Annotated in this window: 16 protein-coding genes and 3 pseudogenes; 12 read left to right on the top strand and 7 right to left on the bottom strand. The window is 46.4% G+C overall.

Translation table 11 applies throughout. The annotated features are described in order from the left end of the window. Positions 1 to 15: 15 nt before the first annotated feature. The 5 genes and pseudogenes from AXF23_RS06175 to AXF23_RS06190 all read left to right on the top strand — a co-directional run bounded on the left by AXF23_RS06175 (position 16) and on the right by AXF23_RS06190 (position 4,960). Positions 16 to 1,761 carry an ABC transporter ATP-binding protein gene (locus AXF23_RS06175; RefSeq protein ID WP_107624682.1) on the top strand — a complete coding sequence of 582 codons (1,746 nt, stop codon included), beginning with the start codon at positions 16 to 18 and terminating at the stop codon, positions 1,759 to 1,761. Positions 1,762 to 1,764: 3 nt separating this feature from the next. After that, positions 1,765 to 3,462: an ABC transporter ATP-binding protein gene (locus AXF23_RS06180; RefSeq protein ID WP_107624683.1), complete on the top strand. Its 1,698-nt coding sequence runs from the start codon at positions 1,765 to 1,767 to the stop codon at positions 3,460 to 3,462. An 8-nt stretch (positions 3,463 to 3,470) separates the two neighbouring features. Next, entirely contained in the window at positions 3,471 to 3,674 is a 204-nt protein-coding gene (locus AXF23_RS16085) for a hypothetical protein (protein ID WP_199222211.1), read from the top strand. Continuing rightward, a pseudogene (locus tag AXF23_RS16560) lies at positions 3,635 to 3,939 on the top strand (hypothetical protein); the annotation flags it as partial. The gene AXF23_RS16085 and the pseudogene AXF23_RS16560, both read left to right, overlap by 40 nt. A 102-nt stretch (positions 3,940 to 4,041) precedes the next feature. Further along, positions 4,042 to 4,960, top strand: a pseudogene (locus AXF23_RS06190) (IS982 family transposase). 43 nt (positions 4,961 to 5,003) lie between these two features. Here the strand turns inward: AXF23_RS06190 and AXF23_RS16565 are convergent. Next, a complete protein-coding gene (locus tag AXF23_RS16565) occupies positions 5,004 to 5,126 on the bottom strand; it encodes a DUF4372 domain-containing protein (protein WP_107624684.1) in 123 nt (40 codons plus the stop codon). A 275-nt stretch (positions 5,127 to 5,401) separates the two neighbouring features. Here AXF23_RS16565 and AXF23_RS06200 point away from each other — a divergent pair, with 275 nt between their 5' ends. The 6 genes and pseudogenes from AXF23_RS06200 to AXF23_RS16570 all read left to right on the top strand — a co-directional run bounded on the left by AXF23_RS06200 (position 5,402) and on the right by AXF23_RS16570 (position 22,007). Beyond that, the gene (locus AXF23_RS06200; RefSeq protein WP_107624685.1) at positions 5,402 to 6,811 is read left to right on the top strand and encodes a DUF3945 domain-containing protein; all 1,410 of its coding nucleotides are present in this window, start codon (positions 5,402 to 5,404) and stop codon (positions 6,809 to 6,811) included. Between the two features lie 20 nt (positions 6,812 to 6,831). Beyond that, positions 6,832 to 7,779: pseudogene (locus tag AXF23_RS06205) on the top strand (DNA topoisomerase); the annotation flags it as partial. 625 nt (positions 7,780 to 8,404) lie between these two features. Continuing rightward, the gene (locus tag AXF23_RS06210) at positions 8,405 to 11,377 is read left to right on the top strand and encodes a DUF8202 domain-containing protein (protein ID WP_107624686.1); all 2,973 of its coding nucleotides are present in this window, start codon (positions 8,405 to 8,407) and stop codon (positions 11,375 to 11,377) included. Between the two features lie 12 nt (positions 11,378 to 11,389). Next, on the top strand, positions 11,390 to 21,265 hold the full coding sequence (locus AXF23_RS06215; RefSeq protein ID WP_233251248.1) for a toxin TcdB middle/N-terminal domain-containing protein: 9,876 nt from the start codon (positions 11,390 to 11,392) through the stop codon (positions 21,263 to 21,265). Then, positions 21,262 to 21,696 (top strand): hypothetical protein, encoded by a 435-nt coding sequence (locus AXF23_RS06220; RefSeq protein WP_107624687.1) that lies wholly within the window; start codon positions 21,262 to 21,264, stop codon positions 21,694 to 21,696. Before AXF23_RS06215 ends, AXF23_RS06220 begins: the two co-directional genes overlap by 4 nt. Before the next feature lie 125 nt (positions 21,697 to 21,821). Further along, complete coding sequence (locus AXF23_RS16570) at positions 21,822 to 22,007, top strand: IS1/IS1595 family N-terminal zinc-binding domain-containing protein (RefSeq protein WP_107624688.1); 186 nt, start codon at positions 21,822 to 21,824, stop codon at positions 22,005 to 22,007. 75 nt (positions 22,008 to 22,082) lie between these two features. Here the strand turns inward: AXF23_RS16570 and AXF23_RS06230 are convergent, their stop codons facing one another. The 3 genes from AXF23_RS06230 to AXF23_RS06240 all read right to left on the bottom strand — a co-directional run bounded on the left by AXF23_RS06230 (position 22,083) and on the right by AXF23_RS06240 (position 23,440). Continuing rightward, positions 22,083 to 22,502 (bottom strand): plasmid mobilization protein, encoded by a 420-nt coding sequence (locus AXF23_RS06230; RefSeq protein ID WP_107624689.1) that lies wholly within the window; start codon positions 22,500 to 22,502, stop codon positions 22,083 to 22,085. 345 nt (positions 22,503 to 22,847) lie between these two features. Next, the gene (locus AXF23_RS06235) at positions 22,848 to 23,159 is read right to left on the bottom strand and encodes a helix-turn-helix domain-containing protein (protein WP_107624690.1); all 312 of its coding nucleotides are present in this window, start codon (positions 23,157 to 23,159) and stop codon (positions 22,848 to 22,850) included. A 20-nt stretch (positions 23,160 to 23,179) separates the two neighbouring features. Further along, on the bottom strand, positions 23,180 to 23,440 hold the full coding sequence (locus tag AXF23_RS06240) for a helix-turn-helix domain-containing protein (protein WP_233251326.1): 261 nt from the start codon (positions 23,438 to 23,440) through the stop codon (positions 23,180 to 23,182). Here AXF23_RS06240 and AXF23_RS16250 point away from each other — a divergent pair. Then, positions 23,327 to 23,674 carry a hypothetical protein gene (locus tag AXF23_RS16250; protein WP_233251327.1) on the top strand — a complete coding sequence of 116 codons (348 nt, stop codon included), beginning with the start codon at positions 23,327 to 23,329 and terminating at the stop codon, positions 23,672 to 23,674. The genes AXF23_RS06240 and AXF23_RS16250 overlap by 114 nt on opposite strands. 307 nt (positions 23,675 to 23,981) lie before the next feature. Here AXF23_RS16250 and AXF23_RS15940 read toward each other — a convergent pair whose 3' ends face one another. The 3 genes from AXF23_RS15940 to AXF23_RS06250 are packed head-to-tail and all read right to left on the bottom strand — an operon-like array spanning position 23,982 to position 26,083. Further along, a complete protein-coding gene (locus AXF23_RS15940) occupies positions 23,982 to 24,272 on the bottom strand; it encodes a hypothetical protein (RefSeq protein ID WP_158267684.1) in 291 nt (96 codons plus the stop codon). Between the two features lie 39 nt (positions 24,273 to 24,311). Next, positions 24,312 to 24,800 carry a DUF1896 domain-containing protein gene (locus AXF23_RS06245; RefSeq protein ID WP_107624692.1) on the bottom strand — a complete coding sequence of 163 codons (489 nt, stop codon included), beginning with the start codon at positions 24,798 to 24,800 and terminating at the stop codon, positions 24,312 to 24,314. A 20-nt stretch (positions 24,801 to 24,820) separates the two neighbouring features. Further along, positions 24,821 to 26,083 carry a site-specific integrase gene (locus AXF23_RS06250; protein WP_107624693.1) on the bottom strand — a complete coding sequence of 421 codons (1,263 nt, stop codon included), beginning with the start codon at positions 26,081 to 26,083 and terminating at the stop codon, positions 24,821 to 24,823. Positions 26,084 to 26,086 lie beyond the last annotated feature (3 nt).

A 26,086-nucleotide genomic window follows, 5' to 3' on the forward strand; every position in this document is an offset into this window, starting at 1 on the left:
CAAAACGACACATATATGGATAAACAAAAAGTCAGACCACTTGATGAGGAACGGGAGAGCCGTAGCCTGCTCTCCAATGTTGTGGTTATATTGCACCTTATTTTAGGCACACTCCCTATACTGCTTGTAGTGTGGGCGGTTGACAAGTTGATGAATAGTACACTCTCTCCCATAATAGTTTGGGGTATTGGAGGAATAATGATACTGTTGGCAATGCTTAGAGGCGTATTCTATGGAACCTCGATTTGGCGTGCACACCAGTCGGCTTACAATGCCCTTACACGATTGAGGTTGCGTATCATAAGTCATCTGCAACGCTTGCCGCTCGGTTTCTTTCAAGAACGGAAAGTTGGCGACTTGGTGAATATTATTAACCACGATGTGGAACAAATTGAAATTTATTTAGCACATGGATTACCCGAAATCCTTTCGGCTACGCTTTTTCCAGCCTTACTCTGGGTAATCATTATGGTGTTAGACTGGCGTTTGGGGCTGTCGCTCATTTCTCTTTTGCCTGTGGCATTTCTTCTGCAAATGGCTGTCAAAACACTTTGGGGAAAGAGCTTTCAACACTTTATGGAAAGTACGCAAAAAATGTCGGAAGACCTTTTGGAATATGTGGCTACCATATCGGTAATCAAAGCCTTCAGTAACGAGGAAAACAGAACGGAACGGGTACTTGGTGGTATGCGCGACTACATCCGTTGGGTAAAGCGGAGCATGTTTAGCGTTACCGTTCCCATGACATTGATAACGATGTTCTTGGAAGGTGGTATCGTGGTAATGACTCTTATTGGACTATGGATGATGAGTTCGGGCGAATTAACTGTAGCTCGTTTTATCCTTGCCTTGATATTGGGCGGTTTATTCTCGTCCTCCTTTGCTAAGTTGGCTACATTCCAACATTTCCGAATCGTCTATGGTCAGTCGTTGGCAAAAGTGCAGTCCATCACAGAGGTACAGACAAAGGACACGGCGGACAAGAAGACGGATACGACACAAACGGATGTTTGTTTCGAGCACGTTACATTTTCCTATCCAAACAAGGAAGACAATGCGCTAAAAGATGTATGTCTTCAATTTCCGAAAGGTAGTCATACAGCTATCGTAGGCGAGTCAGGGTCGGGAAAAACCACGCTGGCAAGTTTGATGATGGGGTTCTGGCACCCCCAAACAGGTACTATCCGATTGGGAGGAGAGAATATTACGGAACTCTCCGAACGTAATATCGCTGATTATTTTTCGATGGTACAGCAGGAGGTTTTTCTCTTTAACACAACCATTCGGGATAATATCCGTATAGGAAGACCTACCGCCACACAAAAGGAAGTGGAAACGGCAGCACAGCGTGCTCATATTCATGATTTTATCATGGGATTGCCGAATGGTTATGATACGCTGGCAGGCGAAGCTGGCGTAAAATTCTCCGGCGGAGAAAAACAGCGTATTTCCATTGCCCGAATGTTGCTTAAAGACTCTCCAATAGTTATTCTCGATGAAGCCACCGCTGCTTTGGACGGAGAGAATGAGAAACTAATCCAAGAAGCTCTTGACGAATTGCAGCGCAACAAGACCGTCATTACCATTGCCCATCGTCTCAATACGATTCAGGATATGGAGCGTATTGTTGTGATGGACAAAGGGCAGCTTGTCTCAAAAGGAACACACCAAGAACTGATGAAAGACTGTTCTCTGTACCGCAATATGACGGAGACGCAAGAACAAGTAAGTAAATGGCAACTGAAAGAAGAGGAGGTATAAACAATGGTACGCAATATATTGAATGAATTGACCGCTCGCGGAGTGCGGCATCTGATTATCTCTGCACTGTTTTTCGTGGTTTATGCTCTTTGTGGCACGGCAATCATGCTAACCGTCTTGTTCCTTATCGACCGTCATATACAAGGAGAAAGCATCTCTTTCATTTCGGCAGCATGGTTACTTGGCGGTCTGCTGGTATTGAAAACCCTATCCAATGCCATTGCCGATATGAGCAAGCATTTTGCCGGATTTGATCTTGTGGAACGTATCCGCGAGAAAATCATATTGAAACTGAAAATGTTCTCACTCGGTTTCTATACCAATGAGCGTCTGGGAGAGATAAGTACAGTCATTCACAAAGACGTGGATAACATGGAAATGGTAGTAGGACATCTATGGACACGGATGTCTGCTGATTTCATTGTAGCTCTGATACTTGGCATCGGACTGTTCTGTGTGGACTGGCGCATGGGATTGACAATGGTAGCCATTCTTCCTATTGCCCTGTTTTCTCTGTATCGGGGCATTCGCTCGGGAATGAAAGCACAGGAAGAGTCTCAGGACAATCTGGCGGATATGGTCAGCCTCTTTGTAGAATACGTCAAGGGTATTCCGGTTTTGAAAGTGTTTGGAGGAAAAGGATTGTTCCGTGACAGACTTGACCACTCTGTCAGTGAATTTGGAGAAAGCAGTAAGAATACTTCTCGTTTGGCAGCTGTGAGTGTGGGCAGATACACTTTCCTGATAGAATTGGCTTTCGCTCTGATGGCTACAATCGGTCTTTGGTGGACACAACAGGGGGAACTTTCTCTTTTCGCTTATTTAATGTTTATCATCGTCTCAAAAGAATTCTACAAACCTTTTGTCAATATGGAGAGTCATTGGCTGAATTACATCAAGGTAAAAGATAGTTACGGACGCATTTCCCATTTATTGAATGCTCCTGTTATCACCAATCCTGAACAGCCGAAAACAGCAACCCATTTCAATCTTTCCTTTGACAAAGTGGCTTTCCATTATGAGAAGGAAGGTTTTGAGATGAAAAATCTCACGTTCCATGTTCCCGAAGGAACGGTAACGGCACTTGTCGGATCGTCAGGTTCTGGTAAAACAACCATTACCAGCCTGTTACTCCGTTTCTGGGACCCGCAGACCGGCAGTATCCGTATCGGTGGTATAGACATTCGAGAAATGGACTATGATTATCTGCTCGGTAAAATCAGTGTAGTGATGCAAAATGTTATTCTCTTTTCAGATACCATTGCCAATAATATCAAAGTGGGCAATCAACATGCTACGCAGGAAGAAATCGAAGAAGCAGCACGTAGGGCGATGATACACGACTTTATCATCAGCCTGCCGGAAGGTTATGAAACAAAAATCGGAGAAAACGGTTTGGGGCTATCCGGAGGTCAGAAACAAAGGCTTTCAATCGCTCGTGCGTTCCTCAAAGATGCTCCCATCATTCTTTTGGACGAGATAACGAGCAATGTTGACCCAGTCAATGAATATAAGATACAACAGGCAACGTCTGCTCTTATTCGAAATCGCACAGTCTTGGTCATTGCCCATCATTTGCAAACCATCCGTAATGCTAATCAGATTATTGTGATGGACAAAGGACGACTTGTAGAGAATGGGACACATGCAGAACTTGCCGCAAAAGACGGAATGTACTGCAAATTGCTGTCTATGCAATAACCTAATCAATGAAAAATATGGAGGTATGGAGTTTGTTCCATACCTCTCTTTTTGCCACTTTCATCCATATCAACGCCACAAGTATGCAGTTATTTCCAACTGCTAACATGCACGGTTTCTTTGATTTACCTTTGCCATACACCGCTATTGGTGTCATTAAATACATTGTAAGATGGACGAAAAAATCAAAGTTCAAGAAGTCCTTTTGGTGAAAGATTCCAAGGACGAGAATCTCAAAGCCGTCTCTGGAACGGACGAAAAAGACGGACTGAAGGTAGTACCGCCCACCGCCGAGTATGAACAGAGTTTCCTGAAGTTCGACAAGCAAAGCAATGCTTTGGAGAACTTTCTCTCCAACTTCATATGACAGTTCAAGCCCCCACACAATTCCACTTCTTCAAAGTCCTCTTCGAGGGTGTTGTTGCTAGTGCACGAGTGCTCACCGAGATGCTCAAAGCACCGGATGCTCCCTCCAATAATGCCAGTTCGGGATAAGAAAATTCCCTAAAAAGTTGGTAATCTCGCCATTATTTTGCAACTTTATGGTTGAAAATCAACAACTTACAAACATATATAGCGATAATTACCACTGACAAAGTTACTGAAATATTCTGTGTGTTGGATGACTTCTGCAAGAATTTAGATACCGAATTAACTAAAAATCTCCATATCGCCCCATGGACTAGGGATATAAGCGAATGCGAAACCGTAAAGGACAGATGTCCAAGAGCGAAATCATGACCATCCTGTTGTGCTATCATTTTGGCTCTTTCCGCAACTTCAAGCACTATTACCTCTTCTTCATCAAGGAGCATCTGGCAAGCTACTTCCCTAAGGCCGTGTCCTACACGCGTTTCGTGGAACTCATGCCTCGCGTGTTCTTCGAGCTGATGGCCTTCATGCGCATCCAAGGTTTTGGAAAGTGCACGGGCATTAGTTTCGTGGACAGCACGATGATTCCCGTATGCCACAACATGAGAAGGAATTTCAACAAGGTGTTTGATGGACTTGCTAAGAACGGAAAGGGAACAATGGGGTGGTGTCATGGTTTCAAGCTTCATCTGCTGTGCAAAGAGATGGGCGATGTACTCACGTTCTGCCTAACTCCCGCAAACGTGGACGACAGGGACCCTAGGGTGTGGCAGGTCTTCACCAAGGTGCTCTACGGCAAAGTATTTGCCGACAAGGGGTACATCAAGCAAGAGTTCTTTGAGAACCTCTTCAACCAAGGCATCCACCTTGTTCATGGGCTCAGTCGAACATGAAAAACAAGCTTATGCCCTTGTGGGACAAGATGATGCTCCGCAAGCTATATATAATAGAATGCATCAACGAACTGCTCAAGAACAAGGCTAACCTTGTCTACTCACGCCATCGTTCCGTACATAACTTCCTCATGAATCTTTGTGCGGCATTGGCAGCATACTGTTTCTTCGAGAATAAGCCCGAAGGACTGCTAGTGCGTATTGAAAAGAGTAGGCAATTGGAACTATTCTAAGCAAACCCTTATCTCGAACTGGCGTAAATATGAGGGTAAGCAACTAATTCCAGCAACTAAAGAACTTCACATACTTATCACCTCCGTATTTACGTACGAAATAATTGATGTGGTTTCTGTCAAGAAATGAGACTAACTGAGCGAAAACGTATTTATCTTTATACATATGCAGAATCTGATGATACCCTGCAAAGGTACATATTCAAATCCGTTGACTCAGAAAAACTTTGCAACTAGCTAAATTTTAACTATTTCAAAGGACAATTACTGAGTTTAAGTGGACAGCAGTGATAATGCGTAAATCCTTATAAAATGACACCTCGTTTTTATATTTTCTGTCTTTATCTTAGTATGTCCTGATTTTTCCTTCATGACTAGTTTGGAAGATTTTTCACTATAATTTTGTTGTTCGAAACTCTATACATATAATAGTAACAAATTATGGAATCAAACAGCAATGACAATTACGTGCTGGTCCTGGAAGACCGCACGGAGGTGAAGAATGAACAGGAAGCGGGAAAACTCTCCGTAATTTCTGGTATTGACGACAAGGGAAACCTTAAAACAACAGAGGCTGTCGCTGCTAACCAAGCGGCATTCTTAAAGTTCAACAACAAGGACGGACTTCTGAAGAACTTCATGACCAACTTCCTCAAACAGTTCAACAATCCGACTCATTTCGGGTTATACAAGGTATTGGCAGACAATGTGGAGCAGGGTGTGGACAACCTGCGTACCATACTGCAAAGCCGTGAAAAGTCCGAAAGCAAACAGCAATTGGCTGAGATGGGCGTTCCCTTTGAGGACTATTTGCCTCGGCAGAAAAATGCCACCGCTATCGACCCTGAAAAGGTAGATTGGAAGATGCTCAACGATCTCGGTCTTTCCCGCGAACGCTTAGAACAGAGTGGAGAATTGGAGAAACTGCTTAACTGGCAGAAGACCAACCTCGTAACGCTTGCCGTACCTATTGGAGACACGACCATCTACACCGAAGCCCGCCTTGCTTTCCGCACGGACGATAGCGGCAATATCGGTTTGGCAATTCATCCTTTGAGAAAAGAACCACAACTTGACTTTCCCTATATGGGTTACAAGTTCTCTCCCGAAGAAAAGGAGCAACTCCTTGCTACGGGTAATCTTGGCAAGACCATTGAGGTAACACCTAAGAACGCTGAGCCTTTTTCTGCTTACGTCTCTATCGATCCGCAGACCAATGAGATTATCGCCCTGCGCGCCGACCGTGTAAACATCCCCAAAGAAATCAAGGGCGTAACGCTCTCTGACACTCAGTATAAAGACCTTGTGGAAGGCAAAGCCGTGAAGGTGGAAGGTATGACTGCCAAGAGTGGTAAGACCTTTGATGCAACTTTGCAAGTCAATGCCGAGCGAAAGGGCATTGAGTTTATCTTTGGCGACAACAAGAGTTTAAGAGAACGACAGGAACACAAACAGACACAGCAGCAAGGCGTCCCACATAAGCTTTGTGGCTTGGAGTTATCAGAAAAACAGCGTGAAGCATTAGATAGTGGTCGCACACTATATCTAAAGAATATGGTGGACAAACAGGGACAACCATTCAATGCATACGTTCGCATGGACAAGGAACAGAACCGCCCACGTTTTTACAAGTGGAATCCTGACAAGAAGCAGGAAACTGGCAAAGAAAAGGTCGTAGCTGTGGCGGAAGAACACAAAACACAGGTAGCGGTTAATAACCACGGCAAGACCAACGAAGCCACGAAGAACGTGAAAGAGCCATTGAAGACCGGACAGACACAGCCCACTGCCGCCCAAAAGCAGAAGCAGGACGAGAACAAACAGAAGAAATCCCGTGGACGTAGAATGTAACCTTAAAACCATTCAGCACTATGTCAACTTGTATTATCGCCGAGAAACCCTCGGTTGCCAGAGATATTGCCCGCATCGTAGGGGCAAAGAGTAAACAAGAAGGATATATGGAAGGCAGCGACTATGTCGTTACATGGGCAATGGGACACCTCATCGCCCTTGCCATGCCCGAAACCTACGGTTTTTCTGCCTACAAAGCTGAAGACCTGCCCATTCGTCCCAATCCTTTTCAGTTAGTGGTACGACAAGTACGTAAGGACAAGGAGTATGTATCAGACCCTGCGGCATTGAAGCAACTCAAAGTGATACGCTCCTGCTTTGACAAGGCAGACCGCATCATCGTTGCCACCGATGCAGGGCGTGAAGGTGAGCTCATCTTCCGCTACATCTATCAATATCTTGATTGCAGAAAACCTTTCGACCGTCTTTGGATAAGTTCACTTACCGATAAGGCTATTCGTGAGGGACTTTCCAATCTCAAACCTGGAAGTTGTTACGACAATCTCTATTACTCTGCCAAGGCAAGAAGCGAAGCTGACTGGCTGGTAGGTATCAATGCCAGCCGTGCCCTGTCCATCGTCCGCAAAGGCGGCTATTCCTTGGGACGGGTACAAACCCCAACTCTTGCTATGGTCTGCCGTCGGTATATAGAGAACCGTGATTTTTCTTCCGTACCTTATTGGAAACTCTCCGCTCTCATGGAGAAAGAGGGCGTGTCGCTGAAAGCCATTGGCATTACAGACTATGAGAGTGAAGCATCGGCACAGACAGCCCTCACTACGCTCTGCAGTCAGAGCCGGCTTACAGTGGAATCGGTCGCAAGAAAGGTAACGCACACATCGCCACCACTCTTGTACGACCTCACTGCCTTGCAGAAGGAAGCCAACAGACGCCAAGGCTTTTCTGCAGACAAAACCCTCTCAATAGCCCAAAGCCTCTATGAGAAGAAAATCACGACCTACCCCCGTAAAAGATTTCAGAATTTTATATCTTTCAGATAATCAATAGAATAACACCGAATAAAGAAGAAAAGGGTTACGATTTGGAAACGAGCGAGTTTCTTTCCCCTTCTTTATTCTGCAATGTCTCAAAGACCACTTACCTAACATTGCAAAGGTAGTCTTTATTTTCGATGAAAACAAGAGAAAGCCATACTTTTTTATCAGTCCGTTTCATTTTTCCGCACTTGAATTGCCGTTTTATGTCCAAAGCCCATCCTCGTCGTGAATTTGCTGTCTAATACTCCCTTTTTATTGTCTTCATCATCCTTTTGCGTGTTAAAAATAAAATTTTTCTGTGCAATTCCTTGCAAATTAAAGAAGAATAACCTATATTTGCGCTTAGGAAAAAACAACTTAAACGTTCATGCTTATGAAGACAACGTTGATTTTACCAATTTCAGCCCCCTTGACATAACGAACGCCACTTTCGGCAGTCAAGGGAGATATGCAGGACTCTACGAAAAGGCTTTGCATTAATCAATTTTCGCACACACGATACAATCCATCTCACTTTTATTTTACGGGTTTTCTCTCTTTACCGTTTTTGCGGGTATCTTATCAGACTGAAAAAGAACATAGACAGTATTAACTTATGGGACGACATTTACACGAAACAGCATTTCTAATAGTTACAGCCTTATTCATTCCCGTGCAGTCCCGCGCGCAGTCACCCGGTCAGGTCAGCGGTGCCGAGGCATGGCTGAAGACCGTCCCCCTGACGACGGACCTGCAGGGGTACTATCATTGGCGAGACTTCTCGGGCGACTCCGTTAGAACCAACCTCTACGATGCCAAGGGCGCAGCCTACGGTGGTGAGTTCACGCAGCGGCACACATGGATACGGACTTTCAACTTCAACCCCGCCCTGAACTTCTCCGAGGGGAATCAGCCGAAGGAGAGTCTACTGAAATACTCCAACCTCGCGCAGATGACCGTCATCGGGGTGTTTGCCCCGACGACTACCGCCTATAACAAGGACGAGGTGCTATATGCCGTCAGCGGACGCAAGGGTGCGGGAAGCCTCGTGAGCAGGGACAAGGCGGTCGGGCAGCAGGGCATAGAACCGCTCGACTACGGAAGCACCGTCGGCGAGGACCTTCTTTATTCGGGCGGCGAGAGGCAGACCGCAGAGGAGTTCAAGTCCACGAGTCCCCGCATCGTCTCATACATCAGGGCATACGCCCCCGTGCATTCCGTGTGGGGAGAAGGCAGACGTGCGACCATCACCACGGGAACATACAGGGACGGAGACGTCAATTTCACGACAGCCTTTGACAAGTCCCTGTTCGGGGGCGGTGCGCTCAATGGCTACACGCCCGAGCTCATCGCATACGGCAGGACGCTCACGCCGCTGGAGCGCAGGCAGGTGGAGACCTATCTCGCCATCAGATACGGCATCACGCTCAACGGCTCATACTATACGGGGACTGGCAACCTTTCATGGGACAGGGACGAAAGTGCTGCCTACCATCACAGGGTGACGGGCATCGGGCGCGACGATGCGGGCGACCTCTTCCAGCCTCTCTCCACGACGAGCTACGAGGAAGCACCAAGATACTCTACTGAAAAGACATACGACAGCTTCAGAGACGCAGACCCATACGGCCTGCCGACGAGCCAACGCCTTCTCGTCATGGGGCGTGAGGACAGCTCGCCCATGCCCGACGGCGGCTTTATGATATGGGGCGACGACAATGCCGCCACGACCACCGTCGAGACGGAAGGAAAAACACCGTGGCACGTCATGAACCGCAGGTGGCTCGTCAGGACGAACATCGACTCCACCGAGTACAGGAAGGACATCTGGACGCAGAACGGCATCACCGTCACCTCCGACGGTTTTATGGATGCAGTGTCGCAGAATGAGCCCAAGGAGGGCGCATACATCGTCAGTTCCCCGCTCGACACGGGAAACGGCACGATGGAATACACCAACCCGAGGCTCCATCCCGCCTACAACGTGGGCTTCACCGAGGCATCGGGCACGAAGTGCGCATACGGCTTCAACGTCAGCGCACGGGGTGAGATCCGAATCGTAGAGGACGGAACAATACGGAATCGTGTCTTAACAGGCAATACGGGCGGAAAGAGTTTCATCGTACGCAGGAAAGGAAACAGCGTAACCTTACTCATCGACGGCAGGGGCAGCAAGGACCTGCAGATAACCATACCCGTTGAAAACACGGCAAAGGCAGCCTGCATGATTTTCGAGACGGCAGGCGGCGAGACAGCATTAAATATCCCCAAGCTGCGCAGGAACGGCTTTGGAGACAGCGGCAACATGGTTGAGCTCGGATACGGAGTCCTCGCCAAAGGCAACAAGTTCGCAGGTGCGGACTACCGCAACGTCTTCATGCTCATAGACAGAGGTGCGGGCGACAAGAGCGACATACGGGAAAACACCATCATCAGATGCTCGCGCAAGGACGCGAGCCGTGAAAAACTCATCTTCGACAACATCTTCATGGACACCGACGGCAGCGGATCCGACACGTTCACCTTCGCCAGCTTCGACGGCATACTGGCACGGCTGACACCGCACGATGCGAGCTGCACGGGCGGAAAGCCGCGAAAGGATGGCAGTCTTGACATCAGCATGGTGGTCGGCCTGCCGAGTTTTTCATACAGCCTGCTGGCGGACTCCGTGGAGAATATGGAGAAAGGTGCCGTAGCTTCACGGGGAATCTTCGCCACAAGCACGCACACGGTGAAGAACCTGCTCCCGGGAAACTACAGTCTGCTCATTAAGCAGAACGCAGGCATCGACATCACGGCGGAGAGCATGGGAGGCGTCGAGTATGCCCATGCGGTCGGTCGCCGAAAGCAGGGAGAGATCACCTGGACTGTTCCCTCGCTCACCTCCGACTACAGGGCGGGACTCTGCACCACGCTCGGACTGGGAAAGAACATCCTCCACGGCTTCGACGTGAAGAATGCCACGGCACAAGTCGTGGTCGAGGGCAAGCCCGTGGGTGAAGCCATCATGCTGAAAAAGGGGGACGCGCTGGGCATTTCCTTCGATGAGAACACGGTCAATTACTCCATAAACGGCAAGGTCGTCCACCGTGCGGCCAAGAAAGCCGGTCTCGGCTGGCTCTTCGGCATGGGCTTCAACAAGGGACTCTCGACCATCGACGGGCTGAGCATCGACGGTGGAGACTTCGCCCTGACGAGCGTGTCGAGGGGCGTGGCCTACGAGACGAAGAAGGCGGTCGAGGACAGCATGGCGGTAATGATCGGCAGCGAGTGCAGCCCGAGCGTGCCCAAGGCACAGGCAAGGTCGGCAGAAAACGCCTCCTCCATCGAGAGGCAAGCCCATTCTGCCCTCACCGTGACAAGGAAGGACGGGACCGGTATGGCGTTCAGTGCCGAGCTGAGACTTGCCAAGGAAACCGATGCCGAACTGCTCGTCTATGATACATCGGGAAGATTGCTGAGCCGGACGGACATGACGGGAGGCACCATAAAGCGTGCCGACTTCACCGTACCGCAGACGGGCGTGTACGTCGTTAAAGCACTCACCTTAGAAGAGGAATTCACAAGGAAGATAATGGCAAACTACTAAACCCCAACGGCTATGAAGACAAAGCATTACCTCATATCGGCGGCATTACTGACAGCCATCACCGCAGCCATCGCTGCGACGCATATATACAAGGGACAGGACAGTGCACGTGAAAACAACGGCACGAGTATATCACAGGAGACAGCACAGACCGAGACGTCCACGAAGAACGTCCATAATGCAGAAAAAGCTACGCAGGGAATATCACGGATGGCAAGGAAGGAGGATAAGTCAAAGACGACAGCAGCAACTTCTTCCGTTATGGAGACCATCTACACGGCAGACCATGCCTCGGGCATCATAGGACAGCCCGACGGACGGGTTTCGGACAACCCCGAGGACAACATCTTCGAGATAACAGTCGAGAAAGTCTCTCCAAATATGCGCGCATGGCTGGTCTATGACCTCAAGGGCGTAAGTTCTGGTCAGGGCATCAGCAGGAGCATCAACGATCGCACGGCTGTCGGCGGCTACCTTACGGTTCTTTCCAAGGACTGGAAGACCGTCAGGGAGGAAATAAGCCCCGAGTGGCTGAAGGACGGCAGGAACACCGTCCTCTTCACCATTCCGACGGATGCTTCCTACGCCTATTCGGTCAGGAACGTACATATCGAGACCGTAGCGGATGCTAAGACAAAGACTAATACCAATAAGCAGGAAGAAATAATCCTTTCCTCCGCCCCCATAGCCTATGACGGTCAGACCTACCTCCACGGCTTCGTGCGAGGGAAGTCAAGCCGTGTCTCAGTGAACGGCACAATCCTCACCGTCCATGACGGAGAATTCGAGGGCATCGTGCCATCGACGGGCAGACACCTCACGCTCACGGCAACCATTGCGGGCAGGAACATCAACAGGACAATAACACCCATACAGGGAGGTAGGGCGGACTACGCCCGTGCCCTCGTGTCCGTCGGTGGAAAGGCGGAGAAGCAGTTCCTCGCACACAGGGCGGACAGCATCGCCATCGGCGGCAACGTCCTTTCCGTGAAGGCTGCGGACATCGCAAGGGATGGCAGATACTCCGTCACGGCACTCCGCGAGACGGACATTCCTGCCCTTGACTACGGCATGACCAACGTCACCGCCAAGGGAGACGGCTACCGCTTTCTGCCCCACGGCAACCACTTCGAGGGCAAGGGTGCGACGGTGAAGATAAAATACGACCGCACGCGAATCCCGAGCGGTTTTACAGAAGACGACATCAATACCTATTACTTCGACAAGAATACCAAGCACTGGGTGGCACTGGAAAGAGTCAGGGTGGATAAGAAGGAGACCTGTGTCGTGTCACGCACCACGCACTTCACCGATATGATCAACGGTGTAATCAAGGCACCCGAATCTCCACAGACCGACGGATTCACACCAACAATGATGAACGACATCAAGGCAGCGGATCCGACATCAAAAATCAATCTCATTACACCTCCTACAGCCAACAACCGAGGTTCTGCTAATCTCCAGTATGGCTTTGAAATGCCTCCCGCACGCAATGGTATGGCTCCTTCTTTGAGCATACAGTACAGTAGTGAGGGTGGTAGTGGATGGCTTGGAGAGGGTTGGAATCTCTCTGTTCCTTCTATTACGTTGGATACTCGCTGGGGTGTTCCAAGATACGATACAAGTAAAGAAACCGAGACCTATTTGATGTCGGGTTCTATGCTTTCCACGATGGGTGACGACGGCAAGATGGGTGTGGCTCACCGTGGTGAGAAGATGAACCGAAAAGCGGACAGACAGTTCTACACTCGGCAGGGAGGAGATTTCAGCCGTATTATCCGAAAGGGTAATTCTCCTGCCGACTATACTTGGGAAGTAACCGACAAACAAGGAATCAAATATATTTATGGTGGAGAAGGTGCCGTTCTCAAAGGTACCATCACCGATGCAAGCGGTCAAAGCCGTGAGGTGATTACCGAATGGAAGCTCAAACGTGTGGAAGAAACACACGGTGATTATATCGAATACGTCTATGAGACTGCCGACGAACCTGTTCGTGGTGGACTTGTAGCAAAAGCCATTTATCTTAAGGAAGTACGTGCTGGTAATAGCGGACAAGCACCCCACACAGTGGTTGTCTTAGAAGGCAGTAAACAGAAACGACTCAAAAACAACAATGCAAGATATGGCTTCCTAACCTCATCGAATCGTTTGTTAGAGAAGCTAACGGTGAATTTCCAAGGAAGTACGCTCCGCCGTTATGCCTTTACTTATAGCGAGGGTGCGTTCAACAAAGATGTGCTTACGGGTGTGAAGCAACTCGACGACAAAGGTGCAGAAGTGTCTTATCAGAATTTTGACTATTACGATGATGTGCAGGCTGCTAAGGGGTATGTGCCTTTTAAGGAAAAACAGGAAACATGGAATACGCACGATGACGGCCTTGACGCAGGATTTATAAGTCCTCTCAAAGAAGTTGGTGGCATATTCAGCGACAAACCTACTGCCTTAGGAGGAACAACAAGCCTTTCTTATGGTGGCTCTTTCTATGCTGGAGCAGGAGTTGATGATCAAAGTTCTTCAACAAGTGGCACTATTGGTGGTTCTTTTAATTACTCTCATGATAATTCTAAGGGATTATTGACTTTTGCAGACCTTAACGGAGATGGATTACCCGACAAGATATATCAGGATGGAGGTTCTGTGTACTATCGTCCGCAAATATGCACAGACGAAAAGAAAATAACCTATGGAGAACCTATCAAAGTTGTTGGTATCTCTAAATTTTCTGCTTCATCCAGTAATACTTTCTCTGGAGGACCTGCCATCAAGGCTGGGTGGCAGTATATCATGGCTACTGTTGCTACAAGTACTTCTCGCACGACTACCAAAACCTCTGTATATTTCAGCGATGTTAATGGTGATGGGCTTGTAGATATAGTTTCCAGTGGTAAGGTTTATTTTAATCATATAGAAATTGACGAACAAGGTCATGCTATTCCTCATTTTACGCTTAGCAGCGCCGATACACCAAGCCCCATCATCTATGATGCCAAGAAAATAGATAAAACTATTGGGGAGGTTGATCCTGCCGAGCAAGCAGAACTGATTAAATCCTCTCCGATGGAAGATATGGTACGTGTATGGCAGGCACCTAAAGATGGAATCATCAGCATCTCGGGTACAGTTAGTTTGATTACTCCAACAGGCGAATACGATACCGATGAGTATGCTCATGCTGATGGTGTGCGCGTAGCCATTCAGAAAGGTCGTACGGAACTCTGGAACAAGAAAATTACCAAAGGAGATGCAACGGCTTATAATGCTACGGCACAGAATATCACTGTCAAGAAAGGCGACCGCATTTATTTCCGTGTCCAGTCTGGTACGGAGGAAACAAGCAACGGTGCCTTTGACAACGTGAAATGGGCGCCTGTCATTACCTATACAGGTGCGGCAGAAACACTCCCCGGCGGATTATCTACCACTGTTTATCAACCACAGGAGGGTGCCGTTTATGATGCCAATACACTGACCAATGTGGCAGAGAGCACTTCTTTGAACCTGTCAGGTAAGTTCACCAAACCCGTCACAACAGATGACGTTACGCTCAGAATTGTCGCATCTAATGAGTTAAAAGACAGCTTGGGTAATAATAATCCGAATTATAAAAAAAGAGAAATCTATACCCGTACCTTAGCATGGAATGAAGCGTTTGACGGAGAAATTAAACAGACGATTCCTAATCCGGATGGCTTGACAAATCTAAACTTTGAAATCTGTTCTTCTTCTAATGTGGACTGGTCGAAAATAAAGTGGACCCCACAAATAGAGACCATAGGCAAGGAAGGTAGCAGGCAGCGTACAGCAGGGGCAACCCATTATGTTCTCTTTGCTGACATGGTTAGTGAAGGTAAACCTGTAGTACTTGCTTCCAATGTTTCAACCCTGACAGTTACTCCGAGTATCACGATGCTACCACCAACGGTAAACGGAATGGTAACGATGACTGTCAAGACTGTAGACAAACTGCTGGGTAAAAAGACTTACACTTTCAGTGGTGGCAGTCTTTCAGGGGATCCTCTGATAATCACCGGTATCAGTGCAGGCAAGATATGGATAGATTACTTCTATTCAGGTAACATCTCAGGTCAGACAGTAACTTCTGCAGCTACTGTCAGTGGCATAGGAACAGCACAGGCAGGCTTCTATGCCCAAACAGAGAACAAAGGCTTCGGCACAATGTATCGTGGTTGGGGTGGTTTTGTTTATAATGCTTCCGAAGGTAGGTATAGCAAACCTATTGATGAATCACTGCTGAAGCTCCCCGATAGCAAGGATGCCAAGATGGATCCTTTGACAATGGCATTTGTACCAATAGGAACAGACCAAAGTTCATTTGATAGATGGATAGGACAACGAGCAGAATTGTACCTTACAGCTAAAGAGGCTGGGGCTTCAAGACTAACTGAACAAAATGTAATATTAACTAACCCATTCGAACATATTGATGATATAGCAGGAGTTTCCGGTACGTGTCTACAAGGAACCGGTGCTGTAGCTATAACACAGGAAATGGTTGCAACAAGTGATGTCAATCAGACAGGCATTGCTTTTACATACAATGATGCAAGTGGTAAGAGTGTAACTCGCTCCACCATGATGGATTTCAATGGGGATGGTTTCCCGGATATTTTTCAAAAGGGAGTCATACAATATACAAATTCGCAAGGAGGTATCAGTGGAGAAAAGTATAGTGGAATTGGAACCATCGGCAGCGAGAACAAGTCTGAAGGATGGGCATTGGGAAGCGACCCTATTATTTCGATAAGTTCTACGATTGCTCATATTGCAAAAGGAAAGGATCATTCCAGCAACCAAGGCTCCAGCAACAAGGCAAAAGCTCGTATGTCTGGATCTGTCAGTATTCCTCCGTCCAACAAGGATTGGAGTACAGAAACATTCATGGATGTGAATGGAGACGGTCTACCTGATAAAATTATTAAGGGAAATAAAGTTCGACTTAATTTAGGGTACAACTTCACAGAACCGATTGATTGGGGAATTGATCGAATACAAGGAGGTAAGGGAATTACTTATAACGCCAATATAGGTGGTAGCTTCAATAAGGGGTCATCAAGCTTCGCCGGGGGATACAATGTTGTAACCTCTAAGAATGGAGAAGAGTATAATCTCTCTGATGTAAATTCTGACGGATTACCAGATAAGGTATGGCGCAATGGCAAGACTATTATGGTGGCACTTAATATCGGTAATGGCTTTATGGATGCCATTCAGTGGAAAGGGCTTTCTTCTCTTAGCGAATCAGCCTCAACCTCAGAGGGAGCTGAAGTTGCATTTACTGTCAATTTTACCCCAAAGTTAATTCCTGTCAAAATTTCCATAAATCCAGTTGTTTCTGTCAGTCATAGTATAAATCGTAACAACTACTCTCTGCAAGACGTGGACGGCGACGGCTACCTTGATATTGTAGAATCCGATAAGGAAAGTGAACTGAAAGTAACCCGCTCTGCCATCGGCAGAACGAACATGCTCAAGAGCGTGACCAACTCCCTTGGCGGAACCTTTACACTGGACTACGAACACAGTACGCCTACCTACGGACTTCCCGGTGGTAAATGGGTAATGTCGTCCGTAACCATTGACGATGGTATCCGTGATGATGGACCGATGATGAAGACGATGTTTGCCTATTCAGATGGACAGAAGGATCGCCACGAGCGTGAGTTCCTCGGCTTTGGAAAGGTCGTAACCAAGAATATCGACACCGAACAGGGTGAATCCGCAGTCTATCGTCAGGCTGTGCAGCTCTACGATGTGTCCACCTACTACGCACAGGGCAATGAGCTTGGAGCGTCTGTAGAGGATGCCAAAGGCAACAAATACACCGAGACACGCAATGAATATGACGGCTATTATATCACAGCCAATGGCGACAGCTATACTTTCAACAAACAGAAGAAACTCTGTAGCGACCGCGCCTCTGCTTTCGTACCGCTACGCTATACCGCCAATAAACAGTATGAGGGACAGGCAACCGGCATCACCACCTCAGAGGCTTGGAATGAGTATTACCTCACGGGACATCATGGTGAACTGAAGTCCTACAAGTTCAGTGACAAGGGCAAGTTAGGTGCTGACGGTTCGGGTAAGTTCGACTACCAAACCGCAATACAATATGCTCACAATGATAACAAACATATCTTCGGGCTACCTACCAACGTAACCGTAACGGGCGGTGATGGTAAGACTTATCATCAAGTCTCTGCGACTTACGATTTGAACTATGCCGACCATATTACGCAGATTAAGCAACAACTCGGAAGCAGCGAAGCTGTCTCTGACTATACTTATGATGCTTACGGCAACATTATCAAGACCACGCTTCCTGCTAACAGCAAAGGACAGCGCATGTGGTACACCTACCGCTATGAGCCGGTGATGAATATGTATGTCGAGCGCATAGACGATGCATTTGGCTACCGTAGCGAGGCAGCCAACTTCGACTACCGCTATGGTATGGCGCTCCGCCGTATGGATCTCAACCACTTCTATTATGAAACGGAAATAGACAACCTCGGACGTGTAAAAGCAGTGCGTGGTCCTAATGAGTTGGCAACAGGTGTGCCTTACATCATTGCCTTTGACTATCAGCCTAAGGCTACTTTCGGCACCAACGGTATTACAGTGCCTGCTTACGCAGTGACCAAGCATTACGACATACAACACCCAAGCGATGATATGGAGACCGTAACCTTCGTGGACGGCTTCGGGCGTCCCGTTCAGGTGAAGAAAGACGGTGTGGTAACGACAGCTGCCAAGGGTAGTGCTCCGAAAGACGAGACCGTGATGATTGTCAGCGGACGCAATGTCTATGACGCTTTCGGTCGTGTGGCAAAGGCTTACTATCCAACAACGGAGGCACTGGGCAGCAAGACAGCTTTCAACAAGGCTTTTGATAACGTGTCGCCAACCGTAACGGTTTATGACGTGCTTGACCGGGCTATGAAAGTAACGCTTCCGGACAATGCTGAGACCAAGACAGAGTACTCTACGGACGCAGGTAGCAATGCACTCGTAACGACTGTAACTGATGCGTTGGGTAATCGTCAAGCAACCTACACCGACGGTAGTGGCAAGACGGTGAAGACCGAGCAACTCAGCGGACCAGATGGTATCATTACCACTTCTTTCGAGTATGATGGTATCGACCGATTGGTCAAGGTAACAGACACGGAGGGCAACGTAACGACATCCGTCTATGATATGGGCGATCGCCGCACAGAGGTAAATCACCCTGCCAGCGGTATCACCACCTTTACCTATGATGCTTTGGGCAATGTGCTCACCAAGCAGACCGCCAACCTTAAGAAGGAGGGTAAGACCATCAATTACGAGTACGATTACGGACGTCTGACGGCAATCAACTACCCTGACCATCCGGAAAACAACGTGAAGTACCATTATGGTGGTATTAACTCTTCTCACAACCGTATCGGCAGATTGATGCTTCGTGAGGACGGCAGTGGTGCTATCGAGTATTACTATGGTAAAATGGGTGAGGTATTGAAGACTGTACGCACGCTGATTGTGCCCAACCAGGCAGTGGCAACCTACGTAACACAGTGGAAGTACGACAGCCACAACCGCCTCTTGGAAATGATTTACCCCGATGAGGAGAAAGTAACCTACGGCTACAACCTCGGTGGGCAAGTAGACCACGTGCGTGGTTACAAGTCCTATGGATATGACTATGTGAACAAGATAGGCTATGATAAGTTTGAGCAACGCACTTATCTGAAGTATTGCAACGGAGCGGAAACGTTCTATAGTTACGACCCTGCACGCAGACGTTTGCAGAACCTCGTGGTCAATGTCAAGGCAGGTACTATTATGGACAATGCCTATAGTTATGACGCAGTGAGCAACGTGCTCGGTATTAAGAACAATGCTCCACTCCCACAGAGTGGCAAGGCAGGCGGGCAGATGAGCCATAGTTATACTTATGACCCATTGTATCGTTTGGCAAGCGCAACAGGTACTTATAAGGGAACGGACAATAAAGCCGCTTCTTATACGTTATCTATGGGCTACGACAACATGCACCGCATCACGAGCAAGAGGCAGCACCTCACGCAGACGGGCGTGCAGTTCGAGGGCACGCTCAACGCAGGCTATGACCTCACCTATACCTATCAGAAGGGAGACGGCAAGAAGTTCCAGCTCGATAATGTTCGTGATATTAACTACCGGACGGAAGAAACTCCTACGGAGAGTATGAATATCAACAACGGACACAAGTACACTTACGATGCCAACGGAAACCTTGTCTACATCAACACCTCACGTGTAAAGCGTGACGGTAAGGAGGATGAAAAGGCAACCGAGCAGAAGTACCGTTGGGACGAGGAAAATCGCTTGTTGGCAGTGGATGAGAACGGATTTGTGAGCAACTATTGGTATGATGCTGATGGCGAGCGCACGGTGAAGACGAGTGGCGAGAACGAAGCCATATACGTAAACTCCGAGTTCTCGGGTGGCAACACCGGTACGGCTCGCTTCTCACTCTATGTCAGTCCATACCTCGTTGCTGGGCAAGGTGGCAAATATACGAAGCACATCTATGTGGGTAGCCAGCGTATCGTATCTAAACTTGGCGACCTTGCAAGTTATGGTGCAGACCCAAGACGAATACCATACGCAGGCAATGAGGCAGATGGCTTGACGGTGGACTACAAGGCCAAGTACAACCGGCAACTGCAATCCATCAAGGACAACTACAAAACGTTTGACCAACCTTATAATGGTAAAGACAATGACGACTACGTGAACGGTCAAGGCTTCTGCTGCAACGACGACACGCCGGAGGCAGCACAGGCAAGGGCCATGAATGCCAGCACACGTTCTGCTGTAGATAATAATTTCCATGACAAGGACAATTACGAGAAGATGCAGTTCTACTACCACCCCGACCACTTGGGAAGCAGTAGTTACATCACCAATCTCGATGGCGAGGTATCGCAGCACATCGAGTATGTACCGTTCGGCGAGGTCTTCATAGAGGAACGTAACAATACATGGAACACACCTTACCTCTTCAATGCCAAGGAGTTTGATGAGGAAACGGGTATGTACTACTATGGTGCGAGGTATTACGAGCCGAGACTGGGCTTGTGGATGAGTTGTGATCCGATGCAGGAAAAGGCTCCAATCTACAGCACGTATTCCTATTGTCATAATAACCCTATTTTACTAGTAGATCCAGATGGAGCTTATCCAATTATAACAATCACAAAACAAAAAACAGGTAGGACGACTTGGCAAAAAATTATAGGTTATACGGGACAAGAAAGAGACGTTATTACAAGGGTAAACCTTTATAAAGTAACAGTCCGTGATACGGAGGATAAGAACTTTCGTATGGAATTCTCTGTCACAAGGGATGCCTTTACTGTGAGGAAAGGTGATAGAAATGGTAATAGATTGGTTTTATCTAATGTTGCTTATGAACCTAAAAATGAAGAAGACAATCGTTATACAGCACAAGTTATAGAGTTTCCTAAAGGAAATGGCACCAAGGCATTGAAGTTAAAACAACATGACTCTGAGGTAATGTATGCAGCCCCTAATAATGTTTCTGTTGAAATGGAGTATAGAAATAAAAGTGATGTTGCTGCTGGGATTATGATGCATGTTGGTGGTATATGTAATCTAAATGGGAAGAATCATTATGCTGCCTCAGAAGGATGTTTCGGAATTGCAAATAGCGACAAGTTTTCTTCTAACGCTTACACAAATAAAATATTAGATAGTATTATAAATCAATCCCAAAAAAGCAAAACAAATAAGGGTAGAATAGAAGTCATAATAGAGAAGAGAGATGTGAATAAAATACCGCAGATTGAAAATGTAGAAATAAAATGAAAAAGATAGATTATTTAATTGCATTTTTCATATTGTTATACTCTTGCTCAACTAAAGAGCAAGAGTATGAATCTTTCAATGTTTTATACTGTAAGGAATCATCCCAAGGATTACATTATAATGTTAGTGATAAGATTATAACATATAAAGAGAAGAAGTATTTCGTAAAAATGATAGGATATTATATAAAGAGGAGATTAAACAATGTAGATATATATAGAAGTGATGGTATTCTATCTTATACAAATAATGAACTAAAGTCCGACAAGCATCTTATAAAATATATAGACATCCCATTAAACAGAAAGATTATAATTCTACAAAAAACACTTTCTGATAATGGTACCGTTTTCACTTATGAACAAAAAGGAGATTCCATGTTTGTTAATCGGGGAAATGGAATTATTATATATGTTAAGGAGATTCGGTAATGCTTCAAATCAGGAGTTATTGTAATAATCATCTGATTATCAATGTGATTTTTAAAAGATAAGGCGTAAAGGCAGGGAAAGATTCTCTGCCTTTTGCTATTTTTGTAATCCAAAACAAAGGAAAAATGAGCTTACGAGAATGCTTCGGAACTTTATGCTCCAGATTGGGAGTTGAGTTTCAATGTCTGCATTGCCACTCAAACAATATTATCAGAAGTGGTAAAAGTAGTACAGGTAAACAACGCTACCGATATAAGAATTGCCAGAACCGTTTTATTACCGTCTACAACATACAAAGCCTATCTTCCTAACATTGATAACTGACCAAAGAGGGATTGGGCAATCACAGCACGATACTAACGTTGGGCATTATGATTTATCAGCATTCATTCTTGTTTACTCTCAAGGGATTTTGTTAGTTGCACTGCTTGCTGTTGCAGTCTGATAAGAAGTTGGGAATAAGTTTCAAGTTTACTGAGCAATCGTTGAGCAGTGGCAACAGAATGATAAGTATTGAGGGCTTTCACGGCTTCGTTGTATAGCACGCCTATCTTATGAGTCATGGCAACGATTTCGGAGAGTTTCTCCAAGTAAGGCTCTTTTGCAGGGTCTTGGGTGATGACCTTAAAGGCTTCACCTAAAAGTCTTGCTCGGACAAAATCACTTTTCGTTTTTGCTCCCGACTTGCGGTAGAGTCTGATAAGCTTCTGCTGGTCTTCAGAATTAGGTATCCTGATGTGCCATCTGTCCCATCTTGGGCAGGTGGCACATCTGCCGTCTGGCTTCTTTTGTTTCTGCTTTTTCATTGCTTTCTAATCACGACTTTGAAGTGATTTAATCCCCTTTCGGGGCAAGGGGCTTTGTGGTACAAATGGCAATTTGTGGTACAAAGACACACCTTGCCAGTATAAAGAAAGAGATAGTTTGTTATGTTCCATAAAGTAACCTTTCTGGGGTGCTTTTGATAGACGAGAGTTCAAAGTTCAAGAATTAAGTCAAGAGATAAGTTTAGACTAATTTCTTGACTTACTGACTTTATGAGCTGACATATTTTTGACTAAAGTTAATTTTGACTTAGGTCGAAACTAATTTCTTGACCAAAGTCATAACTGACCATTTGACTTAAGTCGCGACTGAGTTCTTAACTTAACTCATAACTTACCTGTTTGCGGTATTGGATTATAATGCCTTTCAAGCATAGCTTGTATGTCGCTCTGCCTGTAGAGTATCTTTCCTCCGATTTTGAAATAGGCAATCGTGCCATTGTCCCGATAGTCCTGAAGTGTGCGAGGACTCAACCGTAAAAGTTTGCACACCTCCTCGCCTGTCAGGTAAACCTCTCCGCCCAGCATCGGACGGGCGGTAGCGCAATACCGCTCCAATTTCTTCAATATTCTTTCCATCAGTTGTGAAAACGACTGCATCTGAGGGTCTTGCTGCGTAATGATTTCTTTCTCTTCCATAGTTCATTCTGTGTTTGATTTCATTCATTGTTTGCATTCAGTAACTCTGCGATGTCGCTCTCCTTATAATAGCATTTATGTCCAATGATGGAGAAGGGTATTTTACCCGTGTCGCGATAGGATTGCAGGGTGCGTTTGCTGATGCCGAGCCTGCGGCATACGGCTTCATTGTCGAGCCATTCGTCCGTTTCGGGCGGATTGCCGATAAGCTGTTCAATACTGTGGATAAAGTCTGCAAATTCGGAGCAGAGCCGCTCCCACGCTTTGCGGTCGATAATAATGAGTTTCATTGCATTCTTTTTGTTTTGATTACGTTATTGTTACTCGGCAAACAAACTGTTATGCAGTCCATTGCCGTACTTATCGAGTGCAAAAGTAAACCCTCGGAAGCACCGCTGCAAGAAATGAGGAAAAGCAGGGAAATAGAAGGAAGAGAAAAGAAGTTAGTCTGTCAATTTGAAAAGCTCTTAAGCTTTCACCCAAAAGCTCCTAAGCTTTCATTAAAAAGCTCTTAAGCTTTTTTGTGAATTACTTATAAGCTTTTTGTAGATTGCTTATAAGCTTTTCATAGAAAGCTCATAAGCTTTAAGTCCAAAAGCTGGTAGCTTTCCTTATCAGATTTGGAGCTGTCGCTGAAAAACTCTTATGTTCTGTATAAGAATGGTATGATTGCGGTAATGAGAAGAGGTGCCGGCTCGTTCCTTTTATTATTTTGTTGTTTTATCGATAATTCGATAGTTCGACAAACCGAGATGTCGAAGTGTCGATAGATAGTTTTATCGATAGATTATTTTGACGATATATAGTTTTGACAACAGATAGTCATGACAACAAATTGTACAAACAACAGATTGTCCGTATTATCGTCAGTCCTATCTGTTGTTGGTTGTTACGCCTTGCGTCCAAAGAGCCTGAGTATGCCGTATTCTTGTCGTGCCTATACTCTCTACGGCAGCCCTGCCCTGCAAGGTTGGGAGAGATGAATACGACCGCACGGATATTAAAAATGGCAATACCGCCTTGAAACAGAAAAATCCTGCGGTGGAGATTCTTCTCTCCATCCGCAGGACTCGACCTTGTCAGGGCAGATAGGCTGCCGTTGTACCTTTGCACGATAAGAAACGGCTTCAGGGGCTTTGCGTCTGCTTTTGCCTACAACGCCTTTGGGCTTGCTTCCTCCGCCAGTTTGACCGTTGGCAGGTTGTTGCTCTCGATGAGCAGCACTATCGTGCTTGTCAGTTCGGTGTAAAGACGGTCGTATTGTCCGCTTGCGGCAAATGCGTCCGTCAGTTCGTACCCAGCGAATGTGGCTTGAACAGCCTTGTTCGCCAACAATAAAAGTGAAAGCCTCTCGGGGAGCGGTGCAGGAAGTTCCCTCTCAAACTCGTCCTCCAAGACAGAAACAAGGGTATCGTACTTTGAGAAATGCAGTCCACTGAAAAGCACTTCACTTGCTATTCTTTCTGCTTCTAAATGATTAAAGCCTTGCGCCACGGCATCGCAGTAGGCGGTCAGTGCCATGTCGGCTCTTGCCGTGATAAACTCCATATCACTCATTCTTTCGGGATGATGTTCACTCATATAGCTTTCCAACTTCAATCGAAAATAGGAAAGTTCCTTTTTGCTATTATCTGTTTTCATACATAAATTTTTGCTGATTTCTAGAATATTGTTGCGTTTTGCTTTTCGATAGCTTCCGTATAGTCAGAAAAAGTCTTACTTTTATGTTCCTGCAAACGGTTCATGTCCTCTCTGATTTTCAGGTCGGTAATTTTTCCATAAATCTGTGTCGTTCCAATGTCGCTGTGTCCGAGCATCTTGCAGAGCGTTTCCATTGCTATACCATTGGAAAGGCAGATGGTCGTGGCGAAAGTATGGCGAGCCATGTGAAAGGTCAAGCCTTTCTCAATTTGGCATATCTGACCAATGTTTATACAGGCGAAAGATGCCTTGCTGACGTTCAATATTGGAAATATCAAATCATCGTGTTGTTTCCCTTTTATATGAATGTCAAGTATCTCCTTTGCGATGGGCAGAAGTGGAATGATGGCTTCTACGTCCGTTTTCTGTCGCTTGATACGTATCTCACAAGTTCCGTCATCATAATGGTGGATATGTTTAGGTGTCAGTCGCAACATATCCACACGAGCCAGTCCCGTAAAGGCACAGAAAATGAAGAGTTGCCTTGCTCGCTCGAACTGCTTGTTTAAGATGGGCGTTTGCAAAATGCGCTTGAGTTCTTCCGTTGTGAGATACCTTCTCGTGCCACGTGGTTTTTCCGCCTTAAAATCCACAAACGGGTCTCGGCGGATGTATTTTTTCTGTTGTCCGATGCTGATGAGCTTTCTCAAGAAAATAACCGTCATTTGAATGGTGGCAGGTGATAATCTGCGCTTGCTTTTAAGATAGAAATCCAATTCTTCGACAAAGCCATAGTCCAACCGTGAATAACCAATATCGGACATTCCGTATTTTTCCAGCAGGAAGGATACTATGAGCTGCTTGTCATAGATGTAGTTGCGGAAAGTGGATTGGGCGATGGAAATTCCCACACAAGGGCGTTTTTCCTCTATGAAACGGTCTGCCTCTTCCATGAGCATTCCATTGCTTTGTGAATCCTCCGTCAGACAATTTTTGAGCAGTTCTGCACTTACATACCCCTTTTGCCAAACCAGCTCATTGTATTTGGTTTGTATCTGTCCTTCCTTTTCTGTCAGTATGCGGTTGATGTTCTTCATCTCATCAGTGTCGCCTTTGCATCTGCCATGCTTTGCGTCCCAATTGTTTGGATTGACATCCAATCCCATACTGTATTGTACTTGTTGCCCGTTTATGGTGATTCGCCCCATTATCGGGCATCTGCCGTTCTTCTTCTGTTTGGAACGGTTAATGTAGAACAATGTCTTGAATGTACTGTGTGCCATAAG

The organism is Prevotella sp. oral taxon 313, assembly GCF_003043935.1.
Lineage (GTDB): Bacteria > Bacteroidota > Bacteroidia > Bacteroidales > Bacteroidaceae > Prevotella > Prevotella jejuni.

What these genes read in the sequence shown, in the direction of transcription:
- AXF23_RS06180 (WP_107624683.1), top strand. Translation starts at nt 1,765, where the DNA reads ATGGTACGCAATATATTGAATGAATTGACCGCTCGCGGAGTGCGGCAT.
- AXF23_RS16570 (WP_107624688.1), top strand. Translation starts at nt 21,822, where the DNA reads ATGAGCTTACGAGAATGCTTCGGAACTTTATGCTCCAGATTGGGAGTT.
- AXF23_RS06250 (WP_107624693.1), bottom strand. Translation starts at nt 26,083, where the DNA reads ATGGCACACAGTACATTCAAGACATTGTTCTACATTAACCGTTCCAAA.
- AXF23_RS06210 (WP_107624686.1), top strand. Translation starts at nt 8,405, where the DNA reads ATGGGACGACATTTACACGAAACAGCATTTCTAATAGTTACAGCCTTA.
- AXF23_RS06235 (WP_107624690.1), bottom strand. Translation starts at nt 23,159, where the DNA reads ATGGAAGAGAAAGAAATCATTACGCAGCAAGACCCTCAGATGCAGTCG.
- AXF23_RS06215 (WP_233251248.1), top strand. Translation starts at nt 11,390, where the DNA reads ATGAAGACAAAGCATTACCTCATATCGGCGGCATTACTGACAGCCATC.
- AXF23_RS06245 (WP_107624692.1), bottom strand. Translation starts at nt 24,800, where the DNA reads ATGAAAACAGATAATAGCAAAAAGGAACTTTCCTATTTTCGATTGAAG.
- AXF23_RS06200 (WP_107624685.1), top strand. Translation starts at nt 5,402, where the DNA reads ATGGAATCAAACAGCAATGACAATTACGTGCTGGTCCTGGAAGACCGC.
- AXF23_RS06175 (WP_107624682.1), top strand. Translation starts at nt 16, where the DNA reads ATGGATAAACAAAAAGTCAGACCACTTGATGAGGAACGGGAGAGCCGT.
- AXF23_RS16085 (WP_199222211.1), top strand. Translation starts at nt 3,471, where the DNA reads ATGAAAAATATGGAGGTATGGAGTTTGTTCCATACCTCTCTTTTTGCC.
- AXF23_RS06230 (WP_107624689.1), bottom strand. Translation starts at nt 22,502, where the DNA reads ATGAAAAAGCAGAAACAAAAGAAGCCAGACGGCAGATGTGCCACCTGC.
- AXF23_RS16565 (WP_107624684.1), bottom strand. Translation starts at nt 5,126, where the DNA reads ATGTATAAAGATAAATACGTTTTCGCTCAGTTAGTCTCATTTCTTGAC.
- AXF23_RS06220 (WP_107624687.1), top strand. Translation starts at nt 21,262, where the DNA reads ATGAAAAAGATAGATTATTTAATTGCATTTTTCATATTGTTATACTCT.